Raw genomic sequence first — 26,574 nt, 5'->3', positions numbered from 1 at the left:
AAAAACAGAGCCCGGCGGTTATCGCCGAAGCTCTGTTAGGACAGCTTAAATGATTTTGTTCACGTTCCTTTGCAGCGCGTATTCCTTCGGGGTTACCTTGTACTTCTTCTTGAACAGACTGAAAAAGTAGGTTTCGTTCGTGAATCCCACCTTCTGAACGACCTCGTAGACGCTTAGATCCTCCTCGATCAGGAGCTCCGCCGCCTTGGTCAGCCGTACGCCGTTGATCAGATCCGGAATCGATAGATTCGTCGCCTGCTTGTAGATCTTGCTGAGGTTACGGGAAGATATCTTCATCATGGCCGCGATCGAAGGAAGGCTTAAGGACAAGTCCTGATAATTCTTATGGATATATTCCGTGACCGCGTCTACGACGAAATAGTTCAGCGTATCCGTATTCTCGGCCGTCTCCTTGTTAATCGAATCCTGCAAGCCGCCCCTGATGATCCTGTGGATCTCGGCCATCGTCTCCTTCTCCAGAATGTGGCGGCCGATCGAGGCGATCTGGAGCGAGGGCGCCGGAGTGATCTTCGCTTCGTCCAACGCTTCTATCGCCGTATCGACGAGTCTTATGATCGAGACCAAAGCATTGTGGTAGTTGAGCGTCTCCATCTCCCCGAATAGATTAGCCAGCACTTCCTTCATGGCGGCGACGTTGCCCGATTTGATCGTCTCCACGAACCATTCTTCCAGCTCTTTGGAATAACCGGACTTCTTGCTCTCGGCGTTCTTGCGAATTCGCGCCTGGGTAATGACGGAGCCGTGGCCGAGCTGAAGCCGGTACATGGACTGATCCAAGGTCTGGCTATACAAGGCGTGCAACTCGCTCATTTCTTCGGACTTGCCGCTGATCGAAGCCGTGAAGGTAACCTTGAAGAATCGGGAGAAGTTTTCCTGCGCTTCCGCGAGCAGCTCGGCGAGCTTCGATTCGTGGACATCGTCCTGGTCCGGAACGCTTACGATCAGCAGCACATGGTCTTCCTTCATGTCGATTCCTTCGTTCGGATACGATCTCGCCACGGTCTCGGATGCGATATTAAGCATGGCGAACCGGAACATTTCCTTATCCCTGGCGTTGAACGCTTGCAGGAATTCCTTGTAATTATCGATTCTGAGCAAACATACCGCATGCGAACCTTGGGGGTTCAATGAAATTCTCATCTCTTTGAATAAGGCGACAAGCTCTTCCCGCGAAATCGAGAATCGCTCGTCGAGCAAACGGCTCAGCCAATAATGCCTCATTCTATCCTTGTTGTCGTGCTTTTCCTTATAGAATAACTCGAGCTCTTCCATCGACTGCCGATAGACGGCGTTCAAATAAGAGATTTCGTCGACGGACTCGTCTTCCCCCGCTCCGCGCGGGCGATCTCGCCTGACCGAATTCACGAGGTTGCCGAACGGCCGATAGATCCTGCGGGAGATGATTATCGAGACGATAAGAGCGAGAAGCAAGGTAATCAGCGTGATAATGATAATACTCGTACGCAGGCTCGAAATGGAACGATACACTTCAAGAACCGGCTGCGTCTTCAATAAGGTCATTCCGGCGCTCTCGACGCTGGAGTAAGTGACCAGATACGAGGTTCCTCCGTGCTTGCTTTGGAAGAAGCCGTCCGTATCTCCGTTAGGATGCGACGCTTTGTAGGCGGAGAAATCGGATTTCAACCATCGCATCATCTCGTTGTCGTCCGCGCCGTCGGCCAAATACTCCCCGGATTGGTCCAAGAGGAAGATATTGTCGCCCTTGCGATTGTCGATCATATTAATCTGCCGGATGTTGTCGAGCAGCCATTCCGCCCTGACGTTGATCACGATAACGCCGTCGGGCTTAAGATCGTCCGCGGAGGTCTCGTACATCAGATAGGAGAAGACGTTCTCGGGCTTGGACTCTCCATTCACCAGCTTCCGGATGTCGCGGAAGATCGGCTTCATTTTCGGCGGTTGCTGCTTTTCCGATTGGTATAGCGCGTCTACCAGTTGGTCCTCGAAGAATAAAGGACTCCCCGCGTTGTAAGTCTGGTCTAAATTGCGATTGTAGATCGTTAGGGAATGAATGTAGGGATTGGTCGACGTGATGGAGCTGGTCACTTTATTCAGCCGATTGGCCACGTCGACCATATCCTCTTGCTTCGCGTACATCACCGCGCCAACGTCGCTGTTCAGATAGAGAGTCTTGCATAGGCTGCTGATCGCGTCGTCCATGAACGCCATATTGTATTTCACCTGGTACAGGATCTTCTGGTTAGAGGCATATTCGTTCTTCACGAGCAGCTTCTGCGTGTTGGCGTAGACGACCGCCGACAGCGCGATGATGATAAGCAGAATCGCGATGCTGATCCAGAGAACCATTTTGACGTAATAACCTTTGACCCCGAATCGCTTCATGCGGTCGTCCTCCCCTTATCCTGAACAATGCCGAAGAGACTGGCATCCGCCAGTCCCTCTTGCCCTCTTATCTTATCGGGTTCCCGCCTCTAGTCGGTCGGCCAGCGCATGCAAATGGCCCAAGCTGATCCTCACGCTGTCCAGCGCGTTTCCCTCGCATATATCCTGTTCCACGACATACCAATCCACGCCGTTCCTCTCTCCCCATAGAAGCAACGGCTCGAAGTCTATGATTCCGGTGCCGATCTCGGCATAGGTTCGGCGCTCGTCGCCCGTCATATCCTTCAGGTGCATCGTCGGCATTCGCCCTCCGTATGGCTCAATGAAGGAAGCCGGATCGTAACCTGCTTTCGTCAACCAGTATACATCAATTTCCGCGAGTACGGCATTATCGGGCGACGGATCGATGAGATAGCTCAGCGCGTCTTGGCCCCCGACGTTCGTATCGAACTCGAACGCATGGTTGTGGAAGCCGACCGTGAAGCCCTCGGAACCCATCTCCGCCGCCGAAGCGTTCAGTTCCTCCCGCAACTTGACGTAGCCCTGTTCGTTACGCCATTCGTGAGGCACCGACGGACAGATCAGACGCTTCGTGCCAAGCAGTCTTGCTTCTGCCATAATGCCTTGCGGATCCGTTCGCAGTCGCTCTACCGAGACGTGCATGCCGGCCGTCTTTAATCCGGCTTCCGCTAGTACCTCGGCGATCTCCTCCGCCGAATATCCGTGAAGCCCGGCCGTCTCCACCCCGGCCCACCCCATGCTGCCGAGCGTTCTCAGCGTAGCCGGAAAGTCCAACTCGCATTCCTTGCGCAGCGTGTATAATTGAACGGCGAATTTGCGCCTCAATTCGATTCCTCCTCGGATCACCAAGTCACTTCCATCTCCCCGCTTACGTTCGGGATAACCAATTTATCGCCGAATACGCATCCCTGAATTTCCAAATAGACGTTATCGGCTCTCACCTCGACGCTTCCCGCGGCCAGACTCGCTAGCGGCGGGTATATCGTCACCGTAGCCTCGCGCAAGCCCGTGACGTGGATGAAGCGAACCGAATTCTTCCTCGGCGTAGGGATCGGCATGTATTCCCGGCAGAAGACGGTCGTCGTCTCTTGCTGATCGACGAAGATGCGGCACTCGTCGTGGAAAGTGCGATCGAACGAATAGGCGGCGGCGCCTTGGCCGGCCCGGATCGTCTGGCCCGTAACAACCGGAACTCCGTCCGGGAAGCGCATGCGCAGCGATACCGAAGTATCCTGCCGGCAGCCCGTGAAGAGGAACCCGTTGTCGCGGCGAGAGACGAACAAGAGAGCGGACTTGCTCGCCTCTTCCGGCTTCGTCTGCCGTAGATCGTATCCGAATTCCGCGAGGATCTGCCGGGCGAGAATCGAGAGGTCCGAGTAAGCATCGGCTTGCCGGACGGGAAGCTGCGTAACGGTTCCTCCCTCGGACGGCAAGGAACCCCGCACCCAACCGACTTTGCCGCCGTTCCACTCCGGCAACTCCCGGGTCAAGGCGAGGATTCGAACCTCGTCTTCCCGGAGGGATGTCGCCGTCGCGCATACTTTCGTTGTCAGATCGTCCCCGTCGTTCAGAACCTCGTTAAGCGCTCCTCCTCCAATTAGGGGATCGTGTTTGAATTTTTTCGATATCGAGGCTTCGTCTAGTAACGTGTCGGGCTGCATCGCATTCTTCAGCGTCAGCTCGCCTTCGAGGCCGCGATCCTGCCGGAGGTTGAGCAGCTCCAGCCACCGCGGATCGGTTACCGCCCCGTAGATGATCGCCTTGCCCCCTTCCCTGACGAACGCGGCCAGAAGTCGGCCGTTCTCGCCCGTTAACCCGGAAGCCGGAGCGAAGACGATCGTATCCCGCAGCTTGGTCTTCGCTTCGGCCGTCATCGCCGCGAATTCATCGGTGCTGAGCACGGTATTGAGAGGCAAACCCTGATTGACCGCATTGCGCACGAGCCACTCTTCGAAAAAGACCGTCTTCGATTCGTTCGCCGATTCCGCAACCGCCGCATGGTATTCCGTGAACGGATAGAGCCAGGTCAGAATGCCGGCCCGATCGGGGAAGTCTTCGATCGCCCGGCGAAGATGGGGAATGACTTCCGCAGGACAATCCGCGTTCAATTCGCCCTTCTCCGTATCGATCGTTAGAAGCTCGATAATGCCCGGATTCTGCAGGTCGCCTTCGCTATTCATGCGGGCGACCGTCAATGGACAATAGATGTCGTGCGGCTCCCGATCGTAGAGATCCCACCACGGATTTTGCCAGAACCAAGGATCGTTCGGATAGAAGCGATACGGATACGTCTCGCCCGGCAGAACCGCGATTCTGGACATGTGCGACGCGATCTCCAGACCGAAGTCGAAGTTGAGCGCTCCCCACGGCGAGTTCGGCGGCGGATACTCGATATATTTTCTCCTGTACAGCTCGGCCAGCGGTATGAAGTCCTTCGCCAGATCCATCCCCGTCCCGAAGTTGGTGCCGCGCACCTCTGTGCGGAAATCCGGACATTCCCGCTTGAAGTGCTCCCAGAAAGACAGCGTTCTGCCCGTCAGTTCTTCGTAATCCGCCAGCGGCAACGCCGTCCCGTCGTAATTCGCTCCCAGGTACGTCCAAGGGAAGTAAGAAAAGCCGAAGCCGTTCGAGAACCAAATATAGTCGAAGCCGAGCTCCGGAAGGAAGCTTGCGCATTGCCTTCCCAGATATTCGCCGAACGGCGTTCCTTCGGGTATACCTTCCGGATAAGCGGCATAGGCATTCCGATCTTCGCACAGGTTCGACCAAGTGCAGATCACGTTGTAATCCGCCTTCAGAGCGATCTCTTTGCCCCCGAGCTCGGCATGGTTGATCTCCGGATGAAGCTTATATTTGAAATCGGAATAGGCGAATTCGGGTCCGGCGTCGAACGTGGCCCCTACTTCCATCCGAATACCGAAGTTCTCGGCTGCGATTCGCTTGAAAGCCCCTACGATGAACCGAAGATCGGCGTAAGTAATCGCACAAGCATCGGGCCGGTAAACCTTGGCGATACGGGGGTCGTTCGGCTCATGGCCGAATTTGTCCTCGTTCGCGAAGCCGATATAGCGCCCCCACTCGATCTCGCGCTCCCAGTTGCCGTCCCAAGTCAGAATTTCGCTGCCGTCCGCAACCCATAGGAGCATCGAACAGCTATCCGCCATGCCGATCAGCGGCAGCCATTGTCGAATCGCTTCCTCGCATACCGCCTCGATGGCGGAACGCTCCATATTCGTAAAAGGCTTCAAGCTCATTTCCAAAGTCACTCGATGTAGTCGTTTGTTCGATCGCCCGTGGCTCATTTCCCTTCGTCCCTTCCCATTGCTTGTTCGATGATGGCTTTTAGCAAATCCGCAATGACCGGCCTTAGCGTCTTCGCGATGCGATCGTATCCCAGATCGGAGGGATGTATGCCGTCCGTCGTGCAATCCTGGGGATCGTCGCCCAGCAGCAGCGCCCCGTCGAAGAAATGCACGTTGCGGTCCCCCGCGGAGCGTTGCCGCCCGACCTCTTCCCGTTGGATCCGCTTGCGCTCTTCCCTTCGGGAAGCTTGCTCTTCGTCGAATACTTCTCTTGCCAATCGAATTTGCGAGATAACGAGAATCGGAACCTCGGGATGGCGCTGGCGATAGATTCGGATAAATTCGGGCAGAGACTCCCTCAGCCGCTCGGTGCTTGGCGTATTGGCTTCGTAATCCAGAATGAGCAGACCCGGCTCCTCGATCTGGCTAATAATATGCGCGAGCTCGGGTTCCCCTTGCGCATTGCCCGAGAAGCCTAGATTCAAGAATTCGAGCGGGAACATGCGGCTTAGAATATTGGGATAAGCCATGCCCGGCCGGGTCGCGCACGCGCCGTGCGTAATCGACGTTCCGTAGAGAAGCACCTTCTTGCCTACGGGGAATCCCGGAAAAGCCGCGATCTCCGATGAAGGCTCGATGCCGACGTGCAGTTCGCTTACGCCCTGATATAAAGGGAGATTCAGCGTAATATCGCGCATCTGTCTCGGGAGGGAATCGAATAGCACGGATTCGTATTCCGCATGGGCAAAGTCGAAACGCGATGTGTTGATATACCGCTGATCCCCGATCGCTCCGATATAGCAATCCACGCCGCACTGACCCGTAGCCGTCATCTGATACATGCTATAGGGAGCAGCCAGCTTCACCCTTACGTATAATTTCGGCGAATCCGTCCGGAAACGGACCTGCACACCGGTCGTATAATTCGCTAACCGATCCACTTCCGGCCGAATCGCATGGCTGGGGTTCACCGGCAGCCTGCGATATACGCCATCCCGCTCCAGCCATGGCAAACCCGTTACGCGCAGCGGCGCTTCGAGCGCCGACAGCCATTTCAAGTCCGTTGAACCCTTACCGCCGATCCTTAAATTGTTATCCTCGTGATCGTCTTTTGCTGCTTTACCGTGGTTTGCCCCACTCATCCCGTCACTTCCCTACTTGATGGCATCCATCATCATTGCGAATATTCGGAGATCCTGCACGTAGTCCTCCGGCGTTGTCTTGGGCGGCATCCCCGTTGCGGCTACTTGATGAAAATACTCGAGTTCGCACGTGTAAGCGTCCTTGTATGTCGGTCGGATGACCGTCTCTTCCAGCGAGTCGCCGATCGTCTCCCGGATCCGCAGCGTCGTCGGCAACTGCCTTAAGTACGGCGTATCGTATTGGATAAGAAGCGACTTGCTCTCCCCGTATACCTCGATATGGGCGTCGAAACGTCCTTGCTGGTCTACGCCGGTCTCGAAGACGGCATGATAACCGTCGAACTCTAAAATCGCGGTTTTGAATCTGCCCCCGTGCGAGGAAGTGACCGCCTTCACGCCTATAGGTACGCCGAGCAGCTCCCGCATGGCGGAGATGTCATGGCTGTTCAAGCCAAGCAACAGGCCGTAAGCCGCATAGGTCTCGGGAGATTGCTCGCCGATCGCTTCCCGCATAAGACGGGTATTCCTCGCCTTGCGATCTTGCGCGGCTTCGGCCGGGATATCGTCGAACCGGTACACTTTCATGCCCGATTGGCTGGTGAAGAAAGCGTTCGGACCTATGATATCCCTGACGCGAGCGTAGTTGATCGGTCCCAGCGTCCGGACTTCTTCCAACGCCCGAAGATAAGCCGGAGCGAAGCGCCTCATGTAGCCGACCATCACTTGAGCGGATGAAGCATTCCGCGCCCGGATTATCTCCTCGGCTTCCGCTACGGTCACGCACATCGGCTTCTCCACGAAGACGTGAATGTTCCTTCGCAACGCGGCCACGGTGCAATCGGTATGGTATTCCATATTGTTCAGGATGAATACCGCGTCCATTTCGGTCCGATCGAGCATCTCCTCGGCGTTCGAATACAAGTTCTTGACCGAATACTTCTCTCCCATCTTCGCGAGCAGCTTCGGTGAAATATCGCACAACGCCACCATCTCGTAAAGCTCCGGCAACGATTCCAGAATAGGCAAATGAATGATCTGGGCGACCTCTCCCACGCCGATAATACCGACCTTCAACTTCGTCATTGCGCGATCTCCTTTAATCGGTTTCCTTCGAGCACGGCGGGTTGATCCCTGTAGAGGACCGACCGGATACCGCCCTCGGCAACTTAAATCTAACTGCCGCATCCGGTAGTGTACACTTCAAATTACGTCGATTTCTCCAATTATCGGCTTTGGATTCGGAATCCAACTATTTAAATGCAAAAAGCCACTCCACCCTGAGAGGGCGGAATGGCTTAGCTGGACTTTGCCAGACCATAAGCCCGCAGAGCCGTTTAGATCCCCCGGAGCGAAGGTCAATTGTTGGATCCGTCCCTGTAGGCGCGCGGCGTCTGTCCGGTTTTTCGCTTGAACAGCTCCAAGAAATAGCCTTTGTCTTGATACCCTATGGCTTCGACGATTTCTGACACGGTCATCCGGGTCGTCCGCAGCAGATCGCAGCTTCGCTCGATACGCGCATTCTGCACATATTGGTTGAAGGTAAACCCTGTCGCTTTGACGAATACCCGGTGAAAATGGCGCTCGCTCATCTGCGACGCCTCGGCGGCCCGCGCAGCCGTTATGCCTGAAGCGTCGGTGCGGTGGATCAGCGCCAGGGCATTTCCGATCAGCCGATGCGCCGCGCCGGGCGCTCTGTTCCCGCCCGCCGCTTCGAGATGGCGTTCGATTTCCGTAAGCAGCACAATAAACAAAGCGTGCATCCTCGGTACGAATCCGGTTTGCCTCAGCCTGAATTCCCGGTAAGCGTCCGTGAAGAAGGTGTGAAAAGCGCCGGAAGTATCTCGAATATGCCGCCATTCCGATTGTCCGTGTTCAAGATTGAGCAGTTGACGCGTTTCGAGCGAGGCCGTAAGCTCCGGCCAATGCCGCAGCGTCTCGGCAACCCGCTGCGCGACAAAAATAAAATTATAGACGACAAGCGGCGTGCGCCCGTTCGGAGAAAACGGCCGAAAGACGTGCGACGTGCCGAGCGGCAAAATGAACAGATCCCCCCTGCTCACCGGAACCGTCTTATCCTCGATATAATGAAATCCTCCGCCTTCCCCGACGTAACAAATTTCCGTAAATTCATGCGCGTGAAAATGCAGCTCGTACGACTCCTCGACGCGGTTAACGAAGTACGGAAGCGGTTCTTCGAAAAAAATATGCGCAGGCGAGACCTCTATCGTTCTTTTCACCATCGTAAGCGCCCCTTTAATGTCAGATTACCCGCGATTAATGGCACGATCAACTCTTTTTTGCGTATCGCGTCGCGGTAAAATGAAGAGTATGCCTAGCCGCTGGCGGTCGGAAGAACTCTCCCGGTCCGACGTTCATTAGCGGCCCGGATCCTACGACGTAAAAGAGAAGGAGAATTTCGCTTGAATAAATTGCACCTGATCAGCAACGCGCATCTCGATCCCGTATGGCAATGGGAATGGGAGGAAGGTGCTGCGGCAGCCGTATCCACGTTTAGAGCCGCAGCGGAATTTTGCCGGGAATACGATGGATACGTGTTCAATCACAATGAGGCGCTGCTTTACAAATGGATCGAAGAATACGAGCCGAGCCTGTTCGCCGAGATCCGGAGCCTCGTGCAACTCGGCAAGTGGCATATCATGGGCGGCTGGTATTTGCAGCCCGATTGCAATATGCCGTCGGGCGAATCGCTCGTCAGGCAAATTCTGCTCGGCAAGCAGTACTTCAAGGATAAGTTCGGCGTCGTTCCAACGACGGCGATCAACTTCGATTCCTTCGGCCACTCTCGTGGCCTCGTTCAAATTATGCGCCGGGCGGGCTACGATTCTTACTTGTTCATGCGGCCTGACCAGAAATCGGCAGGACCGGCCGAAGACTTCATATGGGTCGGATTCGACGGCTCGGAAGTGCACGCCCATCAAATCTCCGAAGGATACAATACGCTTCTCGGCCAGGCGCATAAGAAACTGGAGCGCTGGCTGGAGAACTACGGAAGCGACGGCGAAGATCGACCGCGTCTGCTGTTATGGGGCGTCGGCAACCATGGCGGCCCCTCCCGTCTCGATCTCGATCGAATTGGCGAGATGATGGCAACCAGTCCGATAGAAATCGTTCATTCCACGCCGGAGAACTACTTCGCCGAACTGCGGCGCGTGCCGAATCTCCCTCGCCATGCGGACGATCTTAACCCGCGCTTCGTCGGCTGCTACACCTCGATGATCCGAATCAAGCAGAAGCACAGGCAGTTGGACAGCCTGCTCTTCATGACGGAGAAGATGCTGTCCGCGGCGGCTATCCAAGGGTTGCTGGAATACCCCGGACGAGAGCTCGGTGAAGCGTTCCACGATCTGATGGTCGCCGAATTCCACGACATTCTGCCGGGCAGCTCGATCCAGCCCGCGGAGGAATCATCGCTGCGACTCATCGACCACGGGTTGGAAATCTCCGCGCGTCTGCGCGCCAGGGCGTTCTTCGCACTGGCCGCCGGGCAGTCCAAAGCCGCGACGGGCGAATATCCGGTTCTCGTATACAATCCGCATCCGTATCCGGTGCGCGGTATTTTCGCCTGCGAGTTCATGCTGGAGGATCAGAACTGGACGGATGAGTTCTCCATGCCGCTCGTCTACCGGAACGGCGAGCGATTGCCGAGCCAGACCGAGAAAGAGCATAGCTCGTTGAACCTGGATTGGCGCAAACGCGTCGTCTTCGAAGCAGAGCTTGAGCCCTCCTCGATGAACAGGTTCGATTGTCGGATCGTCACCATGCCCGCGAAGCCCGCTCCTCGTCTTGCCGAGACCGGCGGTGTAATTCGGTTCGAATCGGCATCCTTGAGGGTCGAGATCAATACGCGAACCGGCCTGATCGATGAATACGTCTCGGACGGCATATCTCATCTTCGTGCCGGCGCATTCATGCCGATCGTTCTCGCCGACAACGGAGATCCGTGGCGCATGGATACGGACAAGTTCGAGCCGATCGTCGGCCGGTTCCAGCTCATGAGCCCAAGTCGCGGCACATTATTCTCCGGTATTCGAGAGGGAGTACTACCCTCCGTACGGGTCATCGAAGACGGAGAAGTCAGAACCGTGATCGAAGCGCTGTTAGAATACGGCGACTCTGCCCTGGTGCTCACCTACCTGCTGCCCAAGAACGGCACCGAGGTCGAAGTGCAAATCCGGTTGTACTGGAACGAAAAGGACAAGCTGCTCAAGCTGTCGATACCGACCGTATACGAGCACGAATATGCCTATACGGGACAGACGGCCTACGGCGTCCAGCCGCTTCCGACGGACGGTACGGAGGCTGTCTCGCAAAAATGGACGGCGATCACCGAAAAGTCCTCCGACGGAAATGCGGTCACGCTCGTCAATGACGGCGTCTACGGCTCGGACAGCCGCGACGGCGCGATCCGGCCGACGCTCGTTCGCGGCGCGGCCTATTGCGCGCACCCTATCCTCGATCGTCCGCTCCTGCCGCAGGACAGGTTCATTCCCCGAATCGATCAGGGCGAGCGGACGTATACGTTCTGGGTGAATGCCGGCCGACGGGAGGCACACTTGCAAGCGATCGAACGCGAAGCGCTGGAGTTGCACGAACGGCCTTATGCGCTGTCATTCTTCCCGGGCGGAACCGGCAACAAGCCGGTAAGCGGCCTCGAGTTGGAGGGGGAACGACTGGTCGTGACCGCATTCAAACAGTCCGAGGACGGGAAAGGATATGTCGTTCGACTGTATGAACCGACCGGTGCGCCGGGGACGGCTGTCATTCGCATTCCCGCGCTCGGAGTGTCGCAGCGCGTTAGTGTCGATGCTTTCGAGATCAAGACGTTCAGAACGGAAGCAACGGGCGGCTTGCGGGAATGCTCGCTAATGGAGAACTAGTCGTGCCTAAGCAACTCCTACCCCGCAATATTCCCGACGAGATCCCCAATCCACTCGAAAAGTCCACTTGTTCATAAATCATGCGCTATCTTCATTTTCATTTTCAAAAAGGGCAACCAGCTAAATCATAGTCTGGTTGCCCCTGTTCATTAATAAATAGGGTCGTTCTGAAAAAGAATTTTCAGAACGACCCTTAAATATTTCTATAGAACAACTTTAATGTAACCAATTATCTATTAGCCGGTTCCACGCATTTTTAACTAGTTCCATACTTTTTTAACTAGTTCCACACATTCTTTAATGGTTCCATTGTTTTTTATCACTGGACATACACAATCTCATTGTAATTAAACCTACTCCACCGTAACGCTCTTAGCCAAATTTCTAGGTTTATCAACATCATGGCCAAGCGCGAGCGAGGCATAGTACGACAACAACTGTAACGGCACCACGGACAACGCCGGAGTCAGCAACGGAAGAGTGCGGGGAATCGCGAATTGCCGATCTACCGACTTGGCGACTTCAACCTCGTGTCCTTCGTTGATGATGCCCAGCACGTCGGCTCCGCGAGCCTTCGTTTCTTTAATGTTGCTAAGCATTTTCTCGTAGACATCCTCTTGCGTGAGCAACGCGATAACCGGAGTGCCTTCTTCGATCAGCGCCAGCGTACCATGCTTAAGTTCTCCTGCCGCATACGCCTCGGAGTGGATATAAGAGATTTCCTTCAGCTTAAGCGACCCTTCCATGGCCACCGCGTAGTCGATGCCGCGACCGATGAAGAATAAGCTGCTGTGATGAGAGATCGATTCCGCGACTCCCTTAATGACTTCGGCCTGCGCCAATACCTTCTCGACTTGCTCAGGCAGAGCCTGCATCGCCGCCAAAACGTGAGCGACCTCCGATTCGTTCTTCGAGCCGATCGTTTGCGCCCAATAAAGTCCGAATAGGAAGAAAGCAATCAGTTGAGAGGAGTATGCTTTGGTCGATGCCACCGCGATCTCCGGTCCGGCCAGGGTGATGATGACGTCGTCCGCTTCGCGCGCAACCGAGCTTCCTACGACGTTCGTAATCGCGAGTACGCGAGCGCCGCAACGCTGAGCTTCCCTCAGGGCCGCCAATGTATCCGCCGTCTCTCCCGATTGGCTAACCACGATGACCAATGTGTCCGGCGTAATGATCGGCGAACGATAACGGTACTCCGACGCGACATCCGTCTCCACCGGTATACGGACTAAATTCTCGATCACGTTCTTGCCGACTAATCCCGCATGAAGCGCGGTACCGCAAGCGACGATATGAACGCGATTGATTCCTTTGAGCTGCTCGGCCGTAATCTTGAGCTCCGGCAACACCACCGAACGTCCATCTTCGCTGATACGACCGCGCATCGTATCGCGGTATGCCTTCGGCTGCTCATGGATTTCCTTGAGCATGAAGTGATCGAATCCCGCCTTCTCCGCGGTCATCAAGTCCCAATCGACATGGAAAATTTCCTTCGTGATGAAGTTGCCTTCGATCGTGAGCAATTCGACGCCTTCTCGAGTCAGTACCGCCATCTCGCCGTCGTTCAAAATATAAATATCCCGCGTATGCTCCAGAATAGCCGGAATATCCGACGCGATATACTTCTCGCCTTCGCCTACCCCGATGATAAGCGGACTTGCATAACGCACCGCTACCAAGCGATCCGGCTCATGCTCCGTCAACACGCCAAGCGCGAATGCTCCCCGCATTTTCTTGACCGCGCGTTGAACGGCCTTAACGATATCGCCCTCGTACTCCACGGAGATCAGATGGGAGATGACTTCCGTATCCGTCTCCGACAAGAATTGATGGCCCGCCATCATTAGCTCTTCTTTAAGCTCCAAATAATTCTCGATAATGCCGTTATGAACAACGGAAAATTTCAACGAATTGTCCGTGTGAGGATGCGAGTTCAAATCCGATGGTTTACCGTGGGTTGCCCAACGCGTGTGGCCGATGCCGACCGTTCCGCGCAAAGGTTCTCCGGTCAAGCGATTCTCCAGGTTAACCAATCTGCCTACGGTTTTCGTGACTTCTAGCCCTTGCTCGGTGAAAACGGCGATTCCCGCGGAGTCGTATCCCCGGTATTCCAATTTCTTAAGCCCCTCCAGCAAGATGGGCTGCGACTCTCTAAAACCGATATATCCAACGATTCCGCACATATTTATATAAGCCTCCGTTTTGGTTTCTCTGGTCAAATCCGAATCCGAGAAAACCGCAACCAAGCCGAATGAGCGGCACAGCCGTAATCAAATAAGGGGGTTCCGTTGTCCCCGAACATCCCACGTCATGCCCCTCGCGCGACCGGTTACTGGTCGCCGGACATTCATCAATGGTCTATCTAAAGTTACTATTCAGTCATCGTATCGGACTTTTGTACGCCTGGTTGCCCTAAGCGTTTTGTGTTCCGATTGTCGGCTCCGATGATAAGCCGGGAGGTCCCCGCCGAATATTTCGAACACCCCCACCTCGTCAGCTTGGCGGTCACGCGGCCGTTCACGTTGAAGTTTTTTGCTCGGATCAGCTTTCCCGTTCCTGATCTTCGCCCTCCGACGCGACTCCGCGATTCGACAAGCTCTGGCGCTTTGTGTTGCCTTTTTCCCTCTACCCTGCCCTTCCATTCCGAAATCTATCCCCTTATCTTATTCGTTTTGAAAATGTCTTGCAACCGTTACGGGATTATTTCCTCGGAAATGACAATTTTCTACATCGTGACCGCAGGTTGAACGTTAACCGATTCGGGTGCTATATTAGGGAGGGGCTAAATGCCTTTTCTTCCCAGTGATTGGAGGCTTGAAGCGAATGTGTATCCATTTCATGCGGCTAAGATAATCCGGTTCAACCTATCTCCCCGTCCAATCGTCTAAATAACGGAGAGGGGTAACCCCTAATGACAACCGAAAACTTAATCATTAAAAATATATTGGATTTAGCGGCGAGAAGCGGTCTGAACGTCGTTGCCGAAAGCGCCGAGGTTAACGAATCCGGACTGGACTTTCTCGCGGTGTTCGCGAAGACGGAAGACGGCGAGTCCTGGGTCATTCGCCAGCCAAGGCGTTCCGACGTCGTCGAGTCCGCGGCCTACGAGAGGAAAGTGCTTAAGGTCGTGCAACCCTATCTGCCGGTTGCCGTTCCCGATTGGCGGATTTGCACTCCCGAGCTCATCGCGTATCCCCGGTTGGAAGGTCAACCTGCGGCAACCATCAACCCCGAAGCGATGAACTATGACTGGATCATCGATCCTCAGGCTCCTCCGGAGGCGTTCATTCAATCTCTGGCCGAATCCATTGTCGCATTGCACGGGATCGATCCGGCCATAGCGGAAACGGCTGGAGTTCGCGTCAAGCAACCTGCCGACGTGCGCCGGATACTGTCCGACAGAATGGACGAGGTCAAACGGGTATTCGGCGTCTCGGAATCTCTCTGGCAGCGTTGGCAAGCTTGGTTGGCCGAAGATTCTTATTGGCCTCCCCATTCTTCCTTCATCCATGGAGACCTCCATCCCGGGCATATCGTCGTGGACTCGGATGGCAAAGTGACCGGGCTTCTGGATTGGACGGAAGGCGAGGTGGCCGATCCCGCTTCCGATTTCACGGTTTACTATGCTGCATTCGGCGAATTGGGACTTGATCGCTTGCTGGCGGAGTACAAGAAAGCCGGAGGTACGACTTGGCCGAGAATGAAAAACCATATCGTCGAGTTGTACGCGGCTTATCCTGTCCTCATTGCTATCTTTGCGCTAAAGTCGGGTTTGGAAGAGTACGTCTCTATGGCGCGCAGCTCGTTAGGCGTTAACGAATATGGAGAGGAGCTTCCTCCGCAAGCGTAACAATAGCTCTAATCCACATAGCGATAACGAATAAGAAAGATCACAATAAAGAAGCTCCCGGTCTCATTGACCGGGAGCTTCTTATTTAACGATATGAATTATACCAATTCCGCCTTAACGACATTGACAATCGCATCCACGTGACGCTCGATCTCTTCCCGCTCCGGTCCCTCCGCCATGACGCGGATTAACGCTTCCGTGCCCGAAGGGCGCACCAAGACCCGACCGTTGTCGCCTAATGCCTCTTCCGCCGCCGCAACCGCCTCTGCGATCGCCGTATTGCCCGGGTATCGCGATTTGTCCGCGACGCGGACGTTCACGAGCACCTGCGGATATTTGCGCATCATTTTCTTTAACTCGCCTAACTTACGTCCGGAGCCGACGATCGTATCGACCAATTGTAATCCGGTCAATATGCCATCTCCCGTCGTGCTATGGTCCAGGAAGATCACATGACCGGACTGTTCGCCGCCGAGGTTATAACCGCCGTTAACCATCTCTTCCATCACGTAACGATCTCCGACCGCGGTCTTCGCCGTGCGCAGACCAAGAGTTTCCGCCGCCTTGAAGAACCCGATGTTCGCCATGACCGTCGTCACGACGGTATCGTGCGCCAGCTTACCTGAGCGTCTCAACGCGTCTCCGCAGATGCAAAGGATATAGTCGCCATCGACTTCCTCGCCGTTCTCGTCGATCGCGATTAACCGATCCGCGTCTCCGTCGAAAGCAAGTCCCAGATCAGCTCCATGCTCCTTCACTTTCGCAGCCAGCATCTCCGGATGCGTCGAGCCGACGCCTTCGTTAATATTCAAGCCGTTAGGCTCCGCCCCGTAAGCGATCACATCCGCCCCCAAGGCGCGGAACACATCCGGTGCCAGCTCGTAAGCCGAGCCGTGCGCGCAATCCAACACTAGCTTTACACCCGTGAAAGAATTCCCGACCGTCTTCTGCAAATAATCGATGTATTTCGATTTAGCCTCCAGATCCGTCGTTACCGAGCCGATGCCTCCGCCGATTGGACGAGGAAGCGTATCTTCCTCCGCATCCATCAACCGTTCGATTTCCGCTTCCGTCTCGTCGAGAAGCTTGAAGCCGTCCCCGCCGAAAAATTTAATGCCGTTATCCGCAACCGGATTATGCGAAGCGGATATCATGACGCCAGCATCCGCCCCCATTAACCGGGTTAAATAGGCAACCGCCGGCGTACTTACCACGCCTAGTCTGATAACGTCTGCTCCGATGGACAACAATCCAGCCGTTAATGCGCTCTCCAGCATCGGTCCCGATATCCGTGTGTCGCTGCCGATAATAACTTTAGGCCTTTCCGCGCGGCCGGCCAATACGACACCGCCGCAACGGCCGATCTTATAAGCTAATTCAGGCGTTAATTCGCGGTTTGCGACTCCGCGTACGCCGTCTGTTCCGAAATATTTCCCCATGTTTATATCTCTACTCCTTCATCTGCTCTTCCCAGTTCCATGCTGCGATTACCTGCTTATTGAGGGACTGGATCTACGACGGGTTCCTCCGCGTTAACTTCCTCGCTAGGATCTACCGGTGTCTCGGTTTCTCCGCCGGTATCGGTTGTTGCTTCATCTTCCCCTTCGGGAGTACCGCTAGCCGGCACGTCGTCCGTGATTTCCACCGTTATCGTCTTCGCGCCGCCCGCTTGCTCCATGAATCTCTCCAAGCTAACGTTGAGCGGCACCGTATAGGTCCCCGGACCCCGACCGCTTAGATCGGCGATGACATCGACGTCGCCCGGACTCAACCGATCCAATATCGCCGGAGCTCCTTGAATCGTAATATCCGCTTTACCGGATGCCGGATCGGTTATGACGGCCTTTAACGCCGGGCCTAACCCGCTTAACGTTATCGGCAGTCCTTCAAGAGTTCTTGTCGCCGATAAGAGAACCTCGATATTGATATCGATATTCTTCGGCGAGATCTCGATGATCGGTGCCACGATCTTCATCGGAATCGATACTTTCCCCGAGTTCTTCAACGTGTCCAATTGAACGTCCACTTCGATAAACTCTACCTTATCCAAAGCATCCTGCGGCCCGTATAACGTGACCTGCTCCACGTCGGGCTTGAAGGAAGCGATGCTGAGACCCGTAGGCATTTGTCCGACCAGCTTGAATTGCAGCGGAACGGTCTTGAAAGGATAGGTAATCGGAACTTCGACCTCCAGAACGGCGGGATCGATGATCGCTCCTTCGATCGGCTTGCCGCTAGCGTCGTACGCGGCGAGCTTCATGCTCTTGTTCTTGATCGTTTCCTTATTTCCGTCGATCGCTAACGTAGCGCCAACTCGCTCCACCTTCGCCAATTGATTTTTCGGCAACGTGACGTGAACCCGATTGCTCGGCTTAATGATAGGCGTGCCTACCGTGTATCCTTTGGCCGGATTCCCCTGGGTCTGAATGTCGACCTCGAACTCCTTAATCTGGAGCGCTTCGACGTTAACCGTCACCATCGAAGGGGACATCGACACCGAAGTGATGCCTCTAGGCAAATTCTCTTCCAAAGGCAGTGTATGCTTTCCTTCGCCCACTGTTCTTAAGTCTACCTGCAAACGGTAGTCCTTCGACTTAGCCGCGGTAAGATCGCTTCGGGTTCCTTTCACCGTCAGCTTGACGGTTTGAGGCTCCAACCCCAAGAGTACGTAATTCCTCTCGTCCAGTCCGTACGGCTGCACGATAACCGCTTCGATGACCCTCGTATCGTATAGCGAAGCCACGTTGTTCGGCGTGGACTCGTCCGGATCGAAGTGAACGACCGCCCACATCAGAATTCCGATCGCGAGAGCGACGAGCTTGGAAGCGGTGGGATGGTTCAACCATTTATCCACGGTTGCCACCTTCCTTCCGTTTCCAGAAAGCCCAGTCCGCGCTCTTCGCCTTGAATTGCGGACGCAGCTCCTCGAACAGCTTGGAGATCAGCGACTCTTCCTTAATGTCGCGAACGATCTGACCGTTGATGGCCAGCGATACTTGTCCCGTTTCTTCCGACACGACGACGGAGATCGCGTCGCATACCTCCGTGACGCCGATAGCCGCGCGGTGACGCGTTCCGAGCTCCTTGCTGATAAAAGGATTCTCGGACAGCGGCAAATAGCAGCCAGCGGCCATGATCTGGCTCCCACGGATGATGACGGCTCCGTCATGCAGAGGGGTATTAGGGACGAACACGTTGCTAAGAAGCTCCGAACTGAGCTTTGAGTTCATTTTGACGCCGGATTCGATATAATCGTTCAGTCCCGTATTCCGCTCGAACACAATCAACGCCCCGATTTTGCGGATCGCTAAGTAATTAACCGACTTAATAACCTCGTTGATCTGGTGACTGACATCCTGCTCCTCGGGCGAAGAACGAGTGAACAGCTTCCCTCGCCCAAGTTGCTCGAGCGCCCTTCTAAGCTCCGGTTGAAAAATAATCAGAACCGTTACGACCCCGAAGGTGAACATCTGGTTCATCAGCCACTTCAACGTATACAGATTCAGCCATGTGCTCAGTGCCCAAGTGATGACGAGCAGAAAGATACCCCTGAGCAACTGAACCGCACGAGTACCCCGAACCATTATAATAAGCCTATAAATGATATAGCTGACGATGACTACGTCGACGATATCTTTAATTGAATTTTTAAGTGTCAGCCCGGCAAAATAGTCCAAGACGCGACCCCCCGTCCCGGCGCTGGAATAGTTGCGACGAATATTGTCGGAATAGCAGATAGTTCTATCTTATAACCTTTCTCTACTCATAACAAGAAATCCTGTCTTTTACGCAAAAAAACCTCTCCGAGATCCAGAGAGGTTCGTTGGCTCGATCCGGAACGCATGACTAGTGTGTCATAAACTGTCGAATCTAATTAGGATCCGTAAGCCAAAGTACCGAAATAGGAACTGACCTTGTACCAGAACCAATCCACTGCCCGGTCGATCGTCTTAATCTCTCCCGCGATATGCGCGGTCGAAGCTAGCGGTGTGAGGTTGCCGTCGATGACGGTCAAGTTGCCGTCCAAGTCTCCGAGCACCTGCACGTCTCCGTTCACGACCGTTAAATCCCCCGTAACCTTCTGTCCGGCCGGTACGATAACCTTCTTGCCTTCGATAATGACATGCTCCAGATCCGGTCCGGACACGGACAACTCTTGACTCTGGTTCCACATCGAGACGAAGCTGGATAACATGACGACCAGGAAGATCGCCGCTGCCGATACGGCAGGATGTCGACGTACCCATGAGGTCCATGCCGCCGGTCTCCGCGGGCTAGGAAGCGACTTCATGATCTTATCGCTTAGATAATCGGGTGCTTTTTCTATAGGCAGAGCTTTGACGAGCGCATCGGTGCGCTCCAATGATTCGTAACGAGCGTAGCACGACGGACATTGAACCAGATGCTGCTGCAGCTGTATAACTTCCTCGCGTGCCAAGTCCCCATCCAGATGATCATGCATGAGCACGACGGCGACGTTGCACTTCATATCAGCCATCCCTTTCCTCAGCGGAGCCGTACTCCGCATTCGATGCTTCTATACTGTACGTGCGTTAAAGCGGCGCGGTTTCAATATTTTAAACGAAATTTCTTACAGTTTATGCTCCAGCTTCTTGCGAAGAAACTCCCGTCCGCGATGAACTCGGGTTTTCACGGTCGTTACGGGCATCTCCAGCACGTCCGATATTTCCTGAAGCGACATATCTTGCAAATAGCGCAGGATCATGATGGATTTGTATTTCACCGGCAACGTCGCGATCGCACCGTGAATAAGCCTTTGCGTTTCCGAGAGGAGCAGCTCGCTTTCCGGCGTACGGTCGTCGCTCGGAAGCATCGCGTACCCGTCCAGCCCCTCGTGCTCGTTCGATTCGGCGTCGAGCGAGTAGATCGCTTTTCTTTTCCTCAACCGATCTATGCACAGGTTCGTCGCGATTCTGTATATCCACGTGGAGAACTTCTGGTTCTCGTCATATCGGTCCAAGTTCTTGTACACTCTTAGGAAGGTTTCCTGTACGACATCCTCTGCCTCTTGGCGGTTGCCCGTCATCCGGTAGGCGAGATGGTAAAGCTTGTCCTTGTACATGTCCACGATTTCCGCGAAAGCGCGCTGATCCCCTCTAAGGGCTAATCGAGCCAGTCGCGTCTCCAAGGGCTTCAAAGTTACTTCTCACCTTCCTTCCCGGCTGTGGCAGCTAGATGAGGCTTGCTCTGCGCCGCCATAATTCCTGCTATGATCAGAACGATACCAGCCCCTTGCCATAACGTTAGAGGTTCCCCCAATAGGATAAAGGCGGCAACGACGGCCGCCGGAAGTTCCATCGAACCCAATAACGCGGCCAATCCGCTTCCTAGCTTGGGGATACCGTAATTAAAACAAAAAAACGGAAACGCGGTTCCTAAAAATCCGATCACCAATCCCCAAGCCATTGTCGTCCCATTGAAGCTATCTGCAATGAGCGCGGGAGCTTGAGACAGTTGCAGTATGAAGACGAACAGCAGAGATGCCGTCGACATCATCGCCGACTTGGCCACGGCATCCAGATGATTCGGCAGGAAACCCGTTAAAAAAAAGAACAAGCTGTAAGTAACCGCGGATAGGAGGCCAAAGATTATTCCTAAACCATCCAATTCGCTGAAGTCGCGTTCCAACAAACCGGCGGCCAGAATGGTTCCGAGAGCGATGCACAATACGGCTATCCATTCTTGCTTAGTCGGCCATTGCCGTTTGCGAATGCTTTCTAGCAGAATCGTAATCCACGTATACTGAAAAAGCAAGACGATGACGAGCGATGCGTCCAATCGGGCCAGCGCTTCATTGTAGAAGATGGTTGTCAGCGATAGTCCAAGGATTCCGATAACGGACAACCTTAGCCACGACTTCCACGTACCTGCTAATGACGGCTGTCCTCTTCCGCCAACCCTCACGACTCCCAAAGTCAGCCATAATAGCACCGCGCCGAATAGCACTTGCTGGAAAGTAAGGTGCTTGACGTCCATTCCGTCGTTTACCGCAAACTTAAGTACGGCGGATACGAATCCGTAACTTGTCGCACCGATCAGAACGAGCGCTATCGCCCAAATAGGCTTCTTGGTATTATTCATTCACGTCCCGCTTTCTTGCGCGAAGAGGACCCGGGTCGCAACCCGAGCCCCCATCATTCAATTCGTTATGAGCGGATGATCAGCCCGTATTCCGAAGCCCGGCCGCAATGCCGTTAATCGTTAAGAGCACTACGCGAAGCAATTCCGCATCTTCCCCGTTCTCCGAGCGCAATTCGCGCAGCTCCGTCAGCAATTGAACTTGCATATAGCTTAACGGATCGACGTAAGGATTGCGAAGCCTGATCGACTCCTGGATGACCGGTACGTTATCGAGAATATCCTCTTGCCCGGTAATCGTGAGAATCATTTCCTTGGTCTTCGCGTATTCGTCTTCGATTTGCTTGAAAATACGTCCTTTAATCGTCTCGTCTTCGATCATTCCCGCATATTGGCCGGCAATGATTAAGTCCGCTTTACCTAGTGCCATCTGCAGATTGTCCACGAGGGAGCTGAAGAACGAGTAATCCCGGTACATGGTGCGAAGGATTTCTAGACGTCCTTCATCGCCGTTTACGTATTTATGGAAAGCCGTGCCCGCCGCGTACCATGCGGGTAACAAGTAGCGGCTCTGCGTCCAAGCGAATACCCAAGGAATCGCGCGCAAGTCTTCGAACCTGTCGCTTCCTTTGCGCTTCGAAGGGCGGGAGCCGATATTCAGCTCTCCCAATTCGGGCAACGGAGTCGATTCCTTGAAGAACGTCATGAAGTCAGGGTCGCGGAAAATGAGGTCCTGGTACTTCGTCTGAGCATCGACGGAGATCCCCTTCATGATTTCTTCCCATTGGGATTCTGTCGATTCCTCTTGCGCCGGATAGCGGGACAAGTACGCGCCCTGCAACAATGCTCCGGTCGCTTGCTCCAAGCTCCGGTAAGCGATGCCCTTCATCGAATACCTGGATGAAAGAACCTCTCCTTGCTCGGTAATCTTGATGCCTCCGCCGATCGTATGAGGCGGTTGTGCCAAGATGCTCCGGTTAAGAGGCATTCCGCCACGACCCAACGCGCCGCCGCGTCCGTGGAAGAACTTCAGGCGAACGTTATGGGTCTTCGCCGTTTGCGTCAGATCGTTAAGCGCAACCCGAAGCTCCCAGTTGGCCGTTACCATTCCGCCATCCTTGTTGCTATCGGAATAACCAAGCATAATTTCGTGCAGATCTCCCATAGCCGCCAGACATTTGCGATAGATCGGCAGGTTGAACAGGGTATCCATGATCGCAGGAGCCGCATGCAGGTCATCGATCGTCTCGAACAACGGAGCGGCTTGCAGCGTGCTCGTTATCGAACCGTCTTCGTTCTGACGGAATAACCCGGCTTCCTTGGCGAATACCATAACTTCCAGAATATCGCTTGCCGCTTCCGACATGCTGATCAGGTAGCTGGTAATGCATCCCGCGCCGAATTCCTGCTGTGCTCTATAAACCGTATGATACACGTCCAGACATTCCTTACTGGAGTCGCTTAGCGTGATCGTTTCGTTCAATAACGAATTCGGGCTTTCAAGCAGTCCGTTCAGGAGGTCGATTTTCTCCTGTTCCTCTAGCTCCGCGTACTTGTCCGTGATTCCTGCCTTGGACAGCAGTTCCGTCATCGCGCTCTCGTGCTCTTTGCTGTGCTGACGCACGTCGAGAGCAGCAAGATGGAAGCCGAACAGTTCAACTTGCCTGATGAATTTCATCAGATAAGTATTCGCGACGAAATCCGCGTAGTGATGACGCAGGCTGCGGTCGATCAATACGAGATCCGCGGTCAAATCCGCTACCGTCTGGTAACGTTGCTTCGTTCCCTTGAACTCGTCTTCCCGCATGTTCTGCAGCTTCTGCAGCATATATCTTAATTTCACGCGATACGGCTCTTTGTCGTTCGTCCACGGTTCAACCGTACGAAGCACGACATTGGCGTTATCCTCGCGAATCGATTCAAGCAATTCTTCCGTTACGTCCACGATCGTCGTGCTGAAGCTCAACTGGCGGCTCAACGTACGGATAATATTTTCATACTTGTAGATGACTAGGTTGCGCTGCATGTTCAGCGTTTTCCAAGTGATCTCAGCCGTTACCGATGGATTACCATCGCGGTCTCCGCCAATCCAAGTTCCGAAACGCAAATAAGTCGGTACATGCCACGGCTGCTCCGGATAATACTTCTGAAGACAACGCTCGAGCTCTTCGTATACGTCGGGAAGCACTTCGAACAATGTTTCGTGGAAGAAATACATTCCGTTCCGCACTTCGTCCAGAACCGTAGGCTTGCGGTCGCGTAGCTCGTCGGTCTGCCACAAGGTCAGAACCTCGTTCAGCAGCTTCTCGCGCAATTTCTCCCTTTCGCGGTACGTTAACGTCGGGTTATCCAGCTCCATAACCTCGTCCGCGATCCGCTTGTGTATGTCGAGTACGTCCCGTCGAGTGGCTTCCGTCGGATGAGCCGTCATGACCAGCTCGAGCGAAATGTCGGATAGCATGTCCCTTACTTCCTCGGACGAAAGCTTCTTCTCCTTCAAGTCTTGAACGATGCTCTCGATCGAACCAGGTTGCACCGCGTCTCCCGTGGAACGCTCGTAATCGCGCTTGCGGCGGATCCGATGGTTCTGTTCGGCGATATTCACCAATTGGAAGTAGATAGCGAATGCCCGAATAACTTGGTGTCTGATTTCAGGCTCCAAAGTTTTAACGGTATTAATAAATTCTTCGTACAACTCCGGCAAATACTCGGCCCTAAGAGCCTTGCTCATTTCCCGAATTTTCTCGACATGTTCCAGCAGTTCCCGACCACCCTGATGCACGAGCACTTCTCCCAGTATATTACCTAGAAAGCGTACGTCTCTACGCAGCAGATGATTGGACGAAGAACGTTGACCCGTAGTCATATTCGTCATCTCTTTCACCCCAAACATTGCATTTCAAAGTCATATCGCTTCTCCAACCCGCGGTCGGAGACTAGCGTTGGTAAGAGCGATCAGTCGAGAACAAGCCGAACATGCTCAATCTTTATGATCGTTCATGAAAAAACCTTCCTTTTATCATACTACATTGATCGTCGAAAATCTTCTTTTAATTCATCATTAAGCCATAAATGTTCGGTTTCAGCAAGGTGGATAATCGTGTAAGAAGAAGTATGTCCCTCTGCGACAATTAGATCAACCCGACTACCTCATTCAAGGAGTGGTGCATGATGAAAAGAAAAAGCTTTCCGCTTAAAGAATACCTTGTCATTCTCACGCTTGCGACAGCCGTCAAGCTTGATCAACCTCGCGAGTAGTTCTATTATCTTCAGCTGCAACCCGAACGAAGTCATTGTTAAAGAGGGACTACCTTTCCCAAGAGGCCTTCGCCGCAGAGGCCTTTTTTGTCGCGCAAAAAAAGCCCTCGCTAGGAGGACTTCGATGTTATGTTTGGAGCGGGTAAGGGGAATCGAACCCCTGCTATCAGCTTGGAAGGCTGAAGTTCTACCATTGAACTACACCCGCGTGCGGAACAATAATGGTCGGGACGACACGATTCGAACATGCGACCCCCTGGTCCCAAACCAGGTGCTCTACCAAGCTGAGCTACGTCCCGTAACTATGTATCAAGCCGTTTCTTAAAAAAAAGCCCTACTCGATAAGGCTTAAGAGTAAGTTATGGAGCGGGTAAGGGGAATCGAACCCCTGCTATCAGCTTGGAAGGCTGAAGTTCTACCATTGAACTACACCCGCATGGAGAAAATAGATGGTCGGGACGACACGATTCGAACATGCGACCCCCTGGTCCCAAACCAGGTGCTCTACCAAGCTGAGCTACGTCCCGACAATGATACTATTCTGTTCTAAAAATGGCGCGCCCTGAGAGATTCGAACTCCCGGCCTTTTGATTCGTAGTCAAACGCTCTATCCAGCTGAGCTAAGGGCGCATAATGGAGCGGAAAACGGGGCTCGAACCCGCGACCTTCTCGTTGGCAACGAGATGCTCTACCACTGAGCTATTTCCGCAACCTTGTGGTAATTATGGTGCGCGTAGAGGGACTTGAACCCCCACGGTCGCCCGCCAGATCCTAAGTCTGGTGCGTCTGCCAATTCCGCCATACGCGCATGATAACAAGTAATGCCTTTTTTGAAGATGGTGAGCCATGAAGGACTCGAACCTTCGACACCCTGATTAAAAGTCAGGTGCTCTACCAGCTGAGCTAATGGCTCAAAAAATGGCTGGGGATCAAGGATTCGAACCTTGGATGACGGAGTCAAAGTCCGTTGCCTTACCGCTTGGCTAATCCCCAACGGTAAGCCAATCTAAAATGGTTATGGTGGAGGCTGACGGGATCGAACCGCCGACCCTCTGCTTGTAAGGCAGATGCTCTCCCAGCTGAGCTAAGCCTCCGAATGTTGGTGACCCCTAGGGGATTCGAACCCCTGTTACCTCCGTGAAAGGGAGGTGTCTTAACCGCTTGACCAAGGGGCCGTGAATGGTATTGGAAGTGGAGCTCTCAACCGGGATCGAACCGGTGACCTCATCCTTACCATGGATGCACTCTACCTACTGAGCTATGAGAGCGTGGTCCTATACCTAAACACAGCGATAGAGATCGAATTTTCTCCGGCCTGGCAACGTCCTACTCTCCCAGGACCCTGCGGTCCAAGTACCATTGGCGCTGGAGGGCTTAACGGTCGTGTTCGGGATGGGTACGCGTGGAACCCCTCCGCCATTATTACCAGACCAGATCAAATTCACTCAAGACATTGCGTCTTGAAAACTGGATGCGAAGCAAGCAAAGGTGAAGAGATGCTGAGGTTCAATTACCTTACCATGTCCATTCGTTAGGATAAGCCCTCGACCGATTAGTACTCGTCAGCTGCACACGTTACCGCGCTTCCACCCCGAGCCTATCAACCTGGTGTTCTT

At 54.0% G+C, this 26,574-nt stretch carries 16 protein-coding genes, 12 tRNA genes and 2 rRNA genes; 2 read left to right on the top strand and 28 right to left on the bottom strand.

All coding sequences use genetic code 11. The features are described 5' to 3' along the window. Positions 1-45: 45 nt before the first annotated feature. The 6 genes from DFP95_RS25045 to DFP95_RS25020 form a co-directional block, all read right to left on the bottom strand. Positions 46-2,385 (bottom strand): AraC family transcriptional regulator, encoded by a 2,340-nt coding sequence (locus tag DFP95_RS25045; RefSeq protein ID WP_115995418.1) that lies wholly within the window; start codon positions 2,383-2,385, stop codon positions 46-48. Between the two features lie 72 nt (positions 2,386-2,457). Continuing rightward, positions 2,458-3,231 carry a sugar phosphate isomerase/epimerase family protein gene (locus tag DFP95_RS25040; RefSeq protein ID WP_115995442.1) on the bottom strand — a complete coding sequence of 258 codons (774 nt, stop codon included), beginning with the start codon at positions 3,229-3,231 and terminating at the stop codon, positions 2,458-2,460. Positions 3,232-3,248: 17 nt separating this feature from the next. Continuing rightward, positions 3,249-5,708 (bottom strand): hypothetical protein, encoded by a 2,460-nt coding sequence (locus tag DFP95_RS25035; RefSeq protein ID WP_115995417.1) that lies wholly within the window; start codon positions 5,706-5,708, stop codon positions 3,249-3,251. Beyond that, complete coding sequence (locus DFP95_RS25030) at positions 5,705-6,850, bottom strand: SGNH/GDSL hydrolase family protein (protein WP_115995416.1); 1,146 nt, start codon at positions 6,848-6,850, stop codon at positions 5,705-5,707. Before DFP95_RS25030 ends, DFP95_RS25035 begins: the two co-directional genes overlap by 4 nt. Positions 6,851-6,862: 12 nt before the next feature. Beyond that, on the bottom strand, positions 6,863-7,933 hold the full coding sequence (locus tag DFP95_RS25025) for a Gfo/Idh/MocA family protein (protein WP_115995415.1): 1,071 nt from the start codon (positions 7,931-7,933) through the stop codon (positions 6,863-6,865). Positions 7,934-8,205: 272 nt separating this feature from the next. After that, positions 8,206-9,090 (bottom strand): AraC family transcriptional regulator, encoded by an 885-nt coding sequence (locus DFP95_RS25020; protein WP_115995414.1) that lies wholly within the window; start codon positions 9,088-9,090, stop codon positions 8,206-8,208. A gap of 180 nt (positions 9,091-9,270) precedes the next feature. Here DFP95_RS25020 and DFP95_RS25015 point away from each other — a divergent pair, with 180 nt between their 5' ends. Further along, positions 9,271-11,748 (top strand): glycoside hydrolase family 38 N-terminal domain-containing protein, encoded by a 2,478-nt coding sequence (locus DFP95_RS25015; protein ID WP_115995413.1) that lies wholly within the window; start codon positions 9,271-9,273, stop codon positions 11,746-11,748. A 353-nt stretch (positions 11,749-12,101) separates the two neighbouring features. On the opposite strand, the gene glmS is transcribed toward DFP95_RS25015, so the two are convergent. Further along, the gene (gene glmS, locus DFP95_RS25010) at positions 12,102-13,934 is read right to left on the bottom strand and encodes a glutamine--fructose-6-phosphate transaminase (isomerizing) (protein ID WP_115995412.1); all 1,833 of its coding nucleotides are present in this window, start codon (positions 13,932-13,934) and stop codon (positions 12,102-12,104) included. A gap of 728 nt (positions 13,935-14,662) precedes the next feature. Between glmS and DFP95_RS25000 the strand changes: the two genes are divergently transcribed. Continuing rightward, complete coding sequence (locus DFP95_RS25000; protein WP_115995410.1) at positions 14,663-15,601, top strand: macrolide 2'-phosphotransferase; 939 nt, start codon at positions 14,663-14,665, stop codon at positions 15,599-15,601. A gap of 98 nt (positions 15,602-15,699) precedes the next feature. On the opposite strand, the gene glmM is transcribed toward DFP95_RS25000, so the two are convergent. The 21 genes from glmM to DFP95_RS24895 form a co-directional block, all read right to left on the bottom strand. Then, positions 15,700-17,040 (bottom strand): phosphoglucosamine mutase, encoded by a 1,341-nt coding sequence (glmM, locus tag DFP95_RS24995; protein ID WP_115995409.1) that lies wholly within the window; start codon positions 17,038-17,040, stop codon positions 15,700-15,702. A 56-nt stretch (positions 17,041-17,096) separates the two neighbouring features. After that, on the bottom strand, positions 17,097-18,455 hold the full coding sequence (locus DFP95_RS24990; protein ID WP_115995408.1) for a CdaR family protein: 1,359 nt from the start codon (positions 18,453-18,455) through the stop codon (positions 17,097-17,099). Further along, positions 18,448-19,278, bottom strand: a complete 831-nt coding sequence (cdaA, locus tag DFP95_RS24985) for a diadenylate cyclase CdaA (protein ID WP_115995407.1) — start codon at positions 19,276-19,278, stop codon at positions 18,448-18,450. The genes DFP95_RS24990 and cdaA overlap by 8 nt, the downstream gene beginning before the upstream one ends. 197 nt (positions 19,279-19,475) lie before the next feature. After that, the gene (locus tag DFP95_RS24980) at positions 19,476-20,090 is read right to left on the bottom strand and encodes a zf-HC2 domain-containing protein (protein WP_115995406.1); all 615 of its coding nucleotides are present in this window, start codon (positions 20,088-20,090) and stop codon (positions 19,476-19,478) included. 102 nt (positions 20,091-20,192) lie between these two features. Further along, the gene (sigW, locus tag DFP95_RS24975; RefSeq protein WP_115995405.1) at positions 20,193-20,759 is read right to left on the bottom strand and encodes an RNA polymerase sigma factor SigW; all 567 of its coding nucleotides are present in this window, start codon (positions 20,757-20,759) and stop codon (positions 20,193-20,195) included. A 2-nt stretch (positions 20,760-20,761) separates the two neighbouring features. Next, the gene (locus DFP95_RS24970) at positions 20,762-21,703 is read right to left on the bottom strand and encodes an EamA family transporter (protein ID WP_115995404.1); all 942 of its coding nucleotides are present in this window, start codon (positions 21,701-21,703) and stop codon (positions 20,762-20,764) included. Positions 21,704-21,782: 79 nt separating this feature from the next. Next, on the bottom strand, positions 21,783-24,575 hold the full coding sequence (ppc, locus tag DFP95_RS24965) for a phosphoenolpyruvate carboxylase (RefSeq protein ID WP_115995403.1): 2,793 nt from the start codon (positions 24,573-24,575) through the stop codon (positions 21,783-21,785). 517 nt (positions 24,576-25,092) lie between these two features. Next, positions 25,093-25,166: transfer RNA gene (locus DFP95_RS24960), tRNA-Gly, on the bottom strand. Between the two features lie 14 nt (positions 25,167-25,180). Then, positions 25,181-25,257 (bottom strand) — tRNA-Pro (locus DFP95_RS24955). A 63-nt stretch (positions 25,258-25,320) separates the two neighbouring features. After that, positions 25,321-25,394, bottom strand: a tRNA-Gly gene (locus DFP95_RS24950). 14 nt (positions 25,395-25,408) lie between these two features. Further along, positions 25,409-25,485 (bottom strand) — tRNA-Pro (locus DFP95_RS24945). A 26-nt stretch (positions 25,486-25,511) separates the two neighbouring features. After that, positions 25,512-25,588, bottom strand: a tRNA-Arg gene (locus DFP95_RS24940). 4 nt (positions 25,589-25,592) lie between these two features. Further along, a tRNA-Gly gene (locus tag DFP95_RS24935) sits at positions 25,593-25,667 on the bottom strand. Between the two features lie 16 nt (positions 25,668-25,683). Beyond that, positions 25,684-25,766, bottom strand: a tRNA-Leu gene (locus tag DFP95_RS24930). Positions 25,767-25,795: 29 nt separating this feature from the next. After that, a tRNA-Lys gene (locus tag DFP95_RS24925) sits at positions 25,796-25,871 on the bottom strand. Positions 25,872-25,877: 6 nt separating this feature from the next. Further along, positions 25,878-25,951: transfer RNA gene (locus DFP95_RS24920), tRNA-Gln, on the bottom strand. Positions 25,952-25,976: 25 nt separating this feature from the next. Further along, positions 25,977-26,052 (bottom strand) — tRNA-Val (locus DFP95_RS24915). Positions 26,053-26,058: 6 nt separating this feature from the next. Further along, positions 26,059-26,133 (bottom strand) — tRNA-Glu (locus DFP95_RS24910). Positions 26,134-26,150: 17 nt separating this feature from the next. Beyond that, positions 26,151-26,226, bottom strand: a tRNA-Thr gene (locus tag DFP95_RS24905). Positions 26,227-26,271: 45 nt separating this feature from the next. Continuing rightward, positions 26,272-26,388: ribosomal RNA gene (rrf, locus tag DFP95_RS24900) — 5S ribosomal RNA — on the bottom strand. 102 nt (positions 26,389-26,490) lie between these two features. Beyond that, positions 26,491-26,574 (bottom strand): 23S ribosomal RNA (locus tag DFP95_RS24895); the annotation flags it as partial.

Source organism: Cohnella lupini (assembly GCF_003386205.1).
Classification (GTDB): Bacteria; Bacillota; Bacilli; order Paenibacillales; family Paenibacillaceae; genus Cohnella; species Cohnella lupini.
The sequence above is the reverse complement of the archived record's forward strand: the minus strand, read 5'-3'. Positions and strand labels throughout refer to the sequence as shown.

Coding starts and splice junctions, on each gene's coding strand:
- DFP95_RS24970 (WP_115995404.1), bottom strand. CDS start 21,703: ATGAATAATACCAAGAAGCCTATTTGGGCGATAGCGCTCGTTCTGATC.
- ppc (WP_115995403.1), bottom strand. CDS start 24,575: ATGACGAATATGACTACGGGTCAACGTTCTTCGTCCAATCATCTGCTG.
- glmS (WP_115995412.1), bottom strand. CDS start 13,934: ATGTGCGGAATCGTTGGATATATCGGTTTTAGAGAGTCGCAGCCCATC.
- glmM (WP_115995409.1), bottom strand. CDS start 17,040: ATGGGGAAATATTTCGGAACAGACGGCGTACGCGGAGTCGCAAACCGC.
- DFP95_RS24980 (WP_115995406.1), bottom strand. CDS start 20,090: ATGAAGTGCAACGTCGCCGTCGTGCTCATGCATGATCATCTGGATGGG.
- DFP95_RS25000 (WP_115995410.1), top strand. CDS start 14,663: ATGACAACCGAAAACTTAATCATTAAAAATATATTGGATTTAGCGGCG.
- DFP95_RS25035 (WP_115995417.1), bottom strand. CDS start 5,708: ATGAGCCACGGGCGATCGAACAAACGACTACATCGAGTGACTTTGGAA.
- DFP95_RS25020 (WP_115995414.1), bottom strand. CDS start 9,090: ATGGTGAAAAGAACGATAGAGGTCTCGCCTGCGCATATTTTTTTCGAA.
- DFP95_RS25025 (WP_115995415.1), bottom strand. CDS start 7,933: ATGACGAAGTTGAAGGTCGGTATTATCGGCGTGGGAGAGGTCGCCCAG.
- DFP95_RS25030 (WP_115995416.1), bottom strand. CDS start 6,850: ATGAGTGGGGCAAACCACGGTAAAGCAGCAAAAGACGATCACGAGGAT.
- DFP95_RS25045 (WP_115995418.1), bottom strand. CDS start 2,385: ATGAAGCGATTCGGGGTCAAAGGTTATTACGTCAAAATGGTTCTCTGG.